The sequence below is a fragment of the Daejeonella sp. genome (assembly GCF_037719425.1).
In the GTDB taxonomy this organism is placed as follows: Bacteria; Bacteroidota; Bacteroidia; order Sphingobacteriales; family Sphingobacteriaceae; genus Daejeonella.
In genome coordinates this window covers 1-7,948 of record NZ_JBBJNI010000174.1, presented here as the reverse complement: position 1 = coordinate 7,948, position 7,948 = coordinate 1, and the positions used below count along the sequence as shown (strand labels likewise).

Here is a 7,948-nt window from a genome sequence, read left to right as displayed (position 1 = left end):
GAGCACGGCCATTAGATGGAATAAATAAATTATCCCTATTTAGACCACCCGCATTGGTGTTTTGGAACTTTCTGTCTAAATGCTGAAGACTCGCTCCAAAAGTTGCATCTACTGTTAATTCTTCAAGTATATTCTTCTTAAATATACCGATCAAATCAAAATTGGTTTCAACAACATCTCTGAATTCAGTTAAGTAATTACCAAAGTCAGCAATGGTATAGGTATCATTAAACCATTTTCCTTCGAAATTATCGATGGATTTATCGATACCACCACGACCTAAAAAGCTTAATGCAGGGGTGATCTGATAAGTCAATGATCCAAAAGCGTTTATACGATCTCTATTATCTTGAGAGATAACACGGTTTTTGGTCCAGAATGGGTTTTCACCACCATTTGATCCAGGATTCCAGTAGTTTTGGCGAAGTTTACCTGTAGAAGGATCAATATAATCATACTTCTGAGCCTGATCCAATGATATGTTACGTGGAATACGAAGGATATGGCGTTGGTTATTTTGGTAGGCCTCACCTGTATATTGTCTGTTGGCAATATCCTGCTTCAAGTAAGTAACTTTTGAATCATACGATAATTTGGGACTTACCTTTCCGGAAAGACGTAAATTAAGTATATTTCTAGTCAACTTATTATTATCAACAATACCAGTTGCATCTGAACGGGTATAGGCGAGGTAGGTTTGAGCCTTTTCGTTTCCACCAGTGAATGCCAGGGTATTAGATAATTGATTTCCTACAGAGTAAAAATCTTTGTAGTTGTCTGGCTGAGGAGTCAAGTTGTAAGTTTTCCCGGCATCAGCAGGATCATTTCCCCATAAAGGAACCGATTGACCAGTCATTTTCGGACCCCAGGAGCCTTCCTGTGCACGGTTGTAAATTCCTCCAGCTCCCTGAGCATACTCATTTTGGAAATCATATAGCATCATTGCTGATTCTAATTGGGAGGTACTATTCAAACTTACACCAGTTCCTTTTTGAGAACTTCCTTTTTTGGTATTGATCAATAAGGCACCATTTGCTGCACGCGAACCATAAAGGGCAGTTGCAGAAGCACCTCTTAATACCGTGATTGATTCCACGTTATCAGGGTTTACACTAGATAAACCATCACCACCATCACGTCCACCGTTTCCGGTACCCGGGCTGTAGTTCGAGTTATCCATAGGTACACCATCAATAACGATCAACGCCGTATTATTACCCGTGATTGAACGATCACCTCTTAATACAACACGAGTTGAACCTCCAAGGCCTGAGGAAGTACCGGCTACATCAAGACCTGCCACACGGCCAATTAATGATTTACCAATATTCAATTCTCTTGCTTTTGCAAAATCCTCTGTATTGACTTTTTGGGTGGCGTAACTTAAGACTTTCTGGTCTTTAGTAATACCCAAAGCCGTAACAATTACTCCTTCGAGCAATTTCGCGTCAGTTTCCAGGCGAACATTAAGACTTGTCCGGCCTTGAACAGAGATAGTTTGGGAAGCGAATCCAATGTAAGTCAATACAAGAGATGCATTTGAAGGTACAGAGATTGTAAAATTTCCATTAGCATCTGTACTGGTACCCTGAGACGATCCACTCACCTTCACGCTTACGCCAGGAAGAGGCAGGTTATCGGAATCAGTAACCTTTCCGGTTACACTAATATTTTGCGCAAACACATAGGTTTGACAAAGTAACAGTAACACGACTAGCTTGTAAATTTTTTTCATCATAAAACATTTTTTGTGTTAGGTTTAAATAATTTGTTTTTATTCACTGCATTTTTCGCAAAACTCACAAAGTCATTACGAATAATACGGCATTCCTAAATTAAACAAATTATTTCATTTTGTCAAATATTTACCAAAGTCCTTCGATGATTAGTGATATTTCTAATGTTTTTTTTGCAAACAACTATATACCAGTATGTTAAGAAAAAAAATAACCACGAAAAATCACGCAAACAAAAATTAAACTAGCTTGTTACACCATCTGGAAAATTTACGGTAACATTTTAACCGCAAATTTGCTATTGTGGTCAACGGAAACTGCAATTTTTAGTTTGGAGCTCTCTGCCAGGAGAGTGAATTGCAGATCGGTAGCATGAAGCTTTAACCACTGAATATCACTAAAATTTACTCCGGGAAAATCCTTTTTCAGCAAATCCAGATGGGTGGCATATTCTTTTGCTTTTCATCAGTTTGCTGGGCATAAAGGCTTAGAGAAGTCAGCAGCATCATAGCTGTGAGTATCGCGTTGCTCTTAATATTTTATTTATTAGATTAGTAAATTCAAAATCTTTTCTTTCTTCTGTACGAGGTATAATTAATTAGCAATACAATTATCAGGATCAGCAGTCCAAAAAATTCGCGTGTTTCCTCGATCCATGGAGCTGAAGCTTTCATACTGTGTGCGATGTTTTCGGCATGATGCTCATTCAGCCAATTGAGCACCCCATCTTTATCAAAAAACAGGTAAACAGCGTACACCAGGAAAACTATGACCCCGGCAAGATATGCTTTAGGATAATACTTTTCCTGATAAGCCTTGAAGCAAAAAAATGCGCCATACAAGTAAATGGGAACCCATAAATATGGATCCGGATCATTGTACTGGAGACCGGCTGATATTATAAATAAAACACAGAAGATGATGTTGAAAGCTTTCATTATGTTCGTTGTATTTTTTGAGTTATACGTTGTACGTTATAAGTTATAAGTTTTAAGTTGTAAGTTTTAATGGATAATTGTTATGCGTTTGATTTCATAAACTTAGTGTTAAGTTTAATGATCAGGTTGCCAGTGTTGGTATATTAGTAGGTTTCTTAGTTAGCAAATGAATAATTACCCACGCTACAAGATAAGTTACGCCGCATATCGTAAATATGACGTTGTAGCCGCCGGTAAGATTACCCCCGGCTTTATATACATCCAGTATTTTCCCGACAAGCAAAGGGAACAGAATTCCTCCGATAGCGCCTGACATACCCGCAATCCCTACAACGGAGCTGACTACCTCTTTCGGGAACATATCTGAAGCCATAGTAAACACGTTTGTAGCCCATGCCTGATGAACTGCTACAGCCACCGCGATCAAACCAACAGCAACCCATTTATCAGTAACAAAGTTGGCAATGGCAATCATAAGTATCAGCTCCAGAACCGCAACAAATAACAAAACACCCTTTCTCGCCTTCAAGGTTGGCCAGCCATTTTTTATAAGCACCGAAGAAAAATAACCTCCGGCAATGCTTCCGATAGTGGTAGCAGCATAAATAGTCATCAATTCCGGGCTGATAACCTTTAAATTTAAATTAAATGCCGCGGAGAAATACGAAGGCAGCCAGATACCAAAGAACCAAAATATAGGGTCGATTAAAAGCTTCCCCGTTATAACAGCCCAGGTTTGTCGCAGAGAAAATAATTTATACCATGAAGCAGAGTTTTTGCTTGCCACCTGCGTACCGGATTGATCTTCCTTATCGCCTTCAATGTATAAAAGCTCTTCCTTCGTAAGCCGTTTTTGACGTGAGGGTATTTCATACAAAACAAACCAGAAAGCCAGCCAAATAAATCCCATGGCACCCGTAATGATAAAAACGCCCTGCCATCCATAGCTTTGCATGATAACCGGCACAAGTATCAGCGCCAATACACTTCCAACTGCTGTTCCTGAATTAAATATACCGGTAGCTAAAGCACGCTCTTTACGTGGAAACCACTCTGAAACTGCCTTCACAGCTGCCGGGAAATTCCCGGCCTCCCCAATGCCGAGCGCAGCCCTTGCAATACCGAAGCCGGTAACTGATCTTGCCGCAGCATGCAGCATGCCTGCAATGCTCCATACAACAACTGCCACACTATACCCTACCTTCGTCCCAACTTTATCAATGAACTTTCCTGAAATAAGCAAGCCTATAGCATAAGCAAAGGAAAATGCAGACATCAGGGTACCGAAATCTGTCTCCGACCAGCTAAATTCTACTTCAAGCGTAGGCTTTAATAAACCAATAACCTGCCTGTCAAGATAGTTGATCACTGTTCCTGTGAAAAGCAAGGTTACGATGATCCAGCGGTAGTTATTTCTTCCCATTTAGTATGTAGTGACTTTATTTAAAATATTTGTCCAGTATGTACGGACGATTTAGTAATCAGTAATCAGTAAACGGTATTCAGTATCCACCAAACGTACCATTGGGGCCGGCTATGTTGCCTGACTGCCTGTTTATCACATTATTCACTTCTCTTCCAAAGTCATTTTTTACACACTTGCACCTTCATACTAAATTCCTCATCATCATTACCAGCCATACAACCCATTACTTGATTACTGATTACCCGATTACTAATAACCTATTGCCGTTTACTGATTACTTGTTACTGATTACTGATTACTTGATTACTGCTTACAGATTACCATCTACTCATCACTTCTCAATCGTCCCCGTCAACTCTCAACTCTCAACTTTTAAAATACTCCGCGAACGTCCTAAAATGCTCTTCAAGGCCACTCCAATCTTTATCCTTTATAAGCTTCTTATCAAACAGCTGACTTCCTACACCTAAACCATCAGCTCCGGCTTGCATAAACTCGGCGATGTTATCTTTATGGATACCGCCGGTTGGCATAAGCTTGATGTGATTCAGGGGAGCCTTAACATCTTTTATATAGCCTGAACCCAGCGAAGTTGCAGGGTAAACCTTAACCATGGATGCTCCCAATTCCCAGGCACGATAGATCTCGGTTGGTGTATAAGCGCCGGGAAATATAGGTACATTTTGATCCACGCAGGATTTAATAACTGCGTCGTTAAGGATTGGTGTTACGATGAATTGTGCCCCGGCAGAAAGAGCGTCCTCAAGCCCCCTTTCATCACACACTGTTCCGGCGCCCACGTTAAGCCGTCCGGAATAATTAGCCGCAGCGTAACTGATGATCTCCTTTGCAGCAATGGTATTCATCGTTATCTCAATGGTGGTTAGACCGGAGGAGACGTAAACCGGTAATATTTCCTTTATCTCATCGAACGTTAATCCTCTGATTATCCCAACAACAGGAACACGATGAAATGCATCCCAGGAAAACCCCGACCTATTCATAAAAGTTATTTAAAGCTTTAAATATTTGGACCTGGCCAGCAATAGTAGCCTTCTCTATCAGTTCTGGCTGAATAAATGTAATGTTTTCTGTTAAACACAAAGCCTCTGCAGCAAGCCTGTAATGTCCATATAAATGTTTCCCGCTGCAAATCACCAGCTGGCGATAAGATTCATCAGCGAGCTGCCTCAATTCGGTGCCGATAAGCAAGCCGCTTAGGAAAAAAGCATTTTGCTCTTTCCTGAATTTCGAGAACAGCTGGTTAGTTCTCACAGCAAATAATGTGTTTAAAAGGTTTGAAGACTCTGATGACTCTACACCATTTATAAAAGCCCCTTGATTGCCTGGGTTTTCAAAATCTCCCCCCGTGCCTATAGAATCCTTTAGGATGCTATGCTCAGACAGAATATTGTATATCTCACCGGTCATAAACGTTTGAAAGCCGACTATGCTTTTCCGCTCTACACGCATATGTTTAGAATGAGTGCCGGGAAACACAAATAACGCATCTTCCTTGTCTATTGCCGAAGTCTCGGCAAGATTAAATAGTCCGATTAACTGCGCCTCCTCTCCTCTCATCACATCGTTATGGGTCCTTATGCCAGAAACCAAAGTTAGTGAACTGCCTGCCCCATTGTAATTCTCGAATATCCTGCACGAAACGCCGCTCCCATCCAGCGCAAAAGGAACAGGTGCATAAGGAATTTCCTCCATACCTATGGAAGAAGATGCCATACCCGATACAATTACCGGAATATTTGAAAGGTCGAGGGCTGATGATCGGGCTAGTTGGTCTATTGCAGACTTTAATTTAAAAGCATAAAAGTCAAACCGGTTAGAAGATCCTTCTGCCTGCCATGAACTGAAAGTAATGGCAACCCCCTCAGCCGATTGCTGTTCCGCAATGACCTTGTAATCGGAGGTACCGACCAGTCGTAACCTGAAAGTGCTGGTTCCCCAATCACAGCAGAGGAGGGTTTTATTCATTGGAAGAGTAATTAGTAATCAGTAATCAGTAATCAGTATTCGGTGTACGCTGGTACTGATCACTGATCACCGATTACTGACCACTATTTTAAGGCTTGTTAACCCGCGACTTAAAAACAACCCCACTCCCTCTAAGCACATCCTGCTCTGTAAACCTGAAATATAAAATATCCTTAGCTCCTGTCCTGTCGCGGTCAAATACCACGTGAATATTACCATCAGGAGTTTGATCTGCGTCCGGGTAAGATACATTTTCTCTCGAGTCCAGAAGCAACTGATATGGCCATGTTTTACCCCCGTCTTTAGATATGGACGCGGTCATATTATTCCTGGTGGTGCTGTTATTAGACACCAGCAGTAAATTACCCGAAGCTAATTTCCCTATATAAAAGCGGCTTGAAGTTGTTGGACCGGAAGCAGTGAATGCTTTTGCTTCAGACCAGGTCTTCCCGTAGTCAGAGCTGCTGGCAGAATAGATCCCTTTGGTGGTTCTCAGCAGAGCCATGAATTCGCCCGATGAGGATATTTCCACCAATTGAGGTTCATCATGTATGCGAATTGAATGAGGCAGGGTAATAGAAGAATATAAACTTACTCCCTTTTGATCTTTTGAAAAGATAAAAGCACCGCTTGCGGGATATTTTACATCAGAGTTGTTGGGGGCTTTATCGATATAAACCGGCATTAAAGTAAGTTTCTTAGACCCGACATAAATAGGTTTATTGCTCATTACGCCATCCGTAAGGCGCACCGGTTTTGAATGATCAATCGTAGAGCCATTCATAACGATATCAACGGAGTTAACACCTCCAAAGCCATCCCACACCATGCTATCTTTAGCAGATCCGTAATATAAACGCACCTGCCCTTTATCGTCCCTCCATAAGGCAGGGTCAAAAAACCGCGTGGAGCCGGACTTCGGATAAACCACTAACTGGTCGTTCACCCAGGTTTCACCATGATCGGTGCTGGTTGAAACCGTGACGAAATTGCCCGGGCCCGGCGCCGCGCCCCCTGAATACCAGGCGACATAAAGAACTCTACCATCTGCACTGGCGGCAATTGCCGGCACCTGCTCAAATTTGCGGTTAGAAATACTCGTATCGCCTTCAGGTAAAACCCGGAAATCAGCTGAAAGGCTGTCCGAACTGCCAATCTTAGATTCGGTAGTCGTTTTAGTCGAACATCCGGCGAGGAACGCTGCCGAAAACAGGATAAGTACCGACGAAGTTAACTTTGATTTTGTCATTTACAATTTACTATGATTATTCTGACACTCATTCTCAACATTCCACTCGCAATTTTAAATTGTCCACTCTCCACCTGCCTGCCGGCAGGCAGGCTCTCCACTCATTAAACCGCTGCTTTCGCCAGCTCTTCCTGAAGACGTTTTGCAACGATCTTCTCTTCTCCGCGTTTAAGCATGAATACTGTAATGTCAATTCCATCGCGTCCGCCCATCGTCTCGATTGATGGACTGCCGTCCTGTAGTCTTTTCATAATTTCTCTTGGAGTTGCTTTTACCTTAGCCTGGTCCCAGGAAACAGTAATTTTGGGAGTATGGTTAGCCACCGGCGGCACTTCTACTTTTGTACTAACCCCATCAACTTGTTTCACTGCATTGGTTATAAGTGCAACACGGTCCTCCCACATCCTCCACTCTTTTACATGGTCCTGGTTTATATATTTCTCTAAAGCAACATACATACCCAGTATCTCCTCCTTGTTGACTTTCATCCCGCGGCCAATATTACCTCCGCTAGGCGGCGCACTTAAGCGTGCTGCAGCAATAAGGTCTTTCCTGCCCATAAGAATGCCGGCGCTTTGAGGGCCTGCCATAGCTTTACCGCCTGAAACAC

At 42.2% G+C, this 7,948-nt stretch carries 6 protein-coding genes and 1 pseudogene; all 7 read right to left on the bottom strand.

Annotated elements, in window-relative coordinates:
* A partial coding sequence (locus WKF69_RS17335; protein ID WP_340383485.1) for a carboxypeptidase-like regulatory domain-containing protein occupies window positions 1–1,738 on the bottom strand: 1,738 nt, incomplete at its 3' end.
* A gap of 558 nt (window positions 1,739–2,296) precedes the next feature.
* Complete coding sequence (locus tag WKF69_RS17330; protein ID WP_340383484.1) at window positions 2,297–2,674, bottom strand: transmembrane 220 family protein; 378 nt, start codon at window positions 2,672–2,674, stop codon at window positions 2,297–2,299.
* A gap of 121 nt (window positions 2,675–2,795) precedes the next feature.
* Window positions 2,796–4,097, bottom strand: coding sequence for an MFS transporter (locus WKF69_RS17325; protein WP_340383483.1), 1,302 nt, complete (start codon window positions 4,095–4,097; stop codon window positions 2,796–2,798).
* Between the two features lie 368 nt (window positions 4,098–4,465).
* Window positions 4,466–5,104, bottom strand: coding sequence for a bifunctional 4-hydroxy-2-oxoglutarate aldolase/2-dehydro-3-deoxy-phosphogluconate aldolase (locus tag WKF69_RS17320; protein ID WP_340383482.1), 639 nt, complete (start codon window positions 5,102–5,104; stop codon window positions 4,466–4,468).
* Window positions 5,097–6,089, bottom strand: coding sequence for a 2-dehydro-3-deoxygalactonokinase (locus WKF69_RS17315; protein ID WP_340383481.1), 993 nt, complete (start codon window positions 6,087–6,089; stop codon window positions 5,097–5,099). Before WKF69_RS17315 ends, WKF69_RS17320 begins: the two co-directional genes overlap by 8 nt.
* Before the next feature lie 88 nt (window positions 6,090–6,177).
* Window positions 6,178–7,338, bottom strand: a complete 1,161-nt coding sequence (locus WKF69_RS17310) for a sialidase family protein (RefSeq protein ID WP_340383480.1) — start codon at window positions 7,336–7,338, stop codon at window positions 6,178–6,180.
* Between the two features lie 104 nt (window positions 7,339–7,442).
* Window positions 7,443–7,948: pseudogene (locus WKF69_RS17305) on the bottom strand (selenocysteine synthase); the annotation flags it as partial.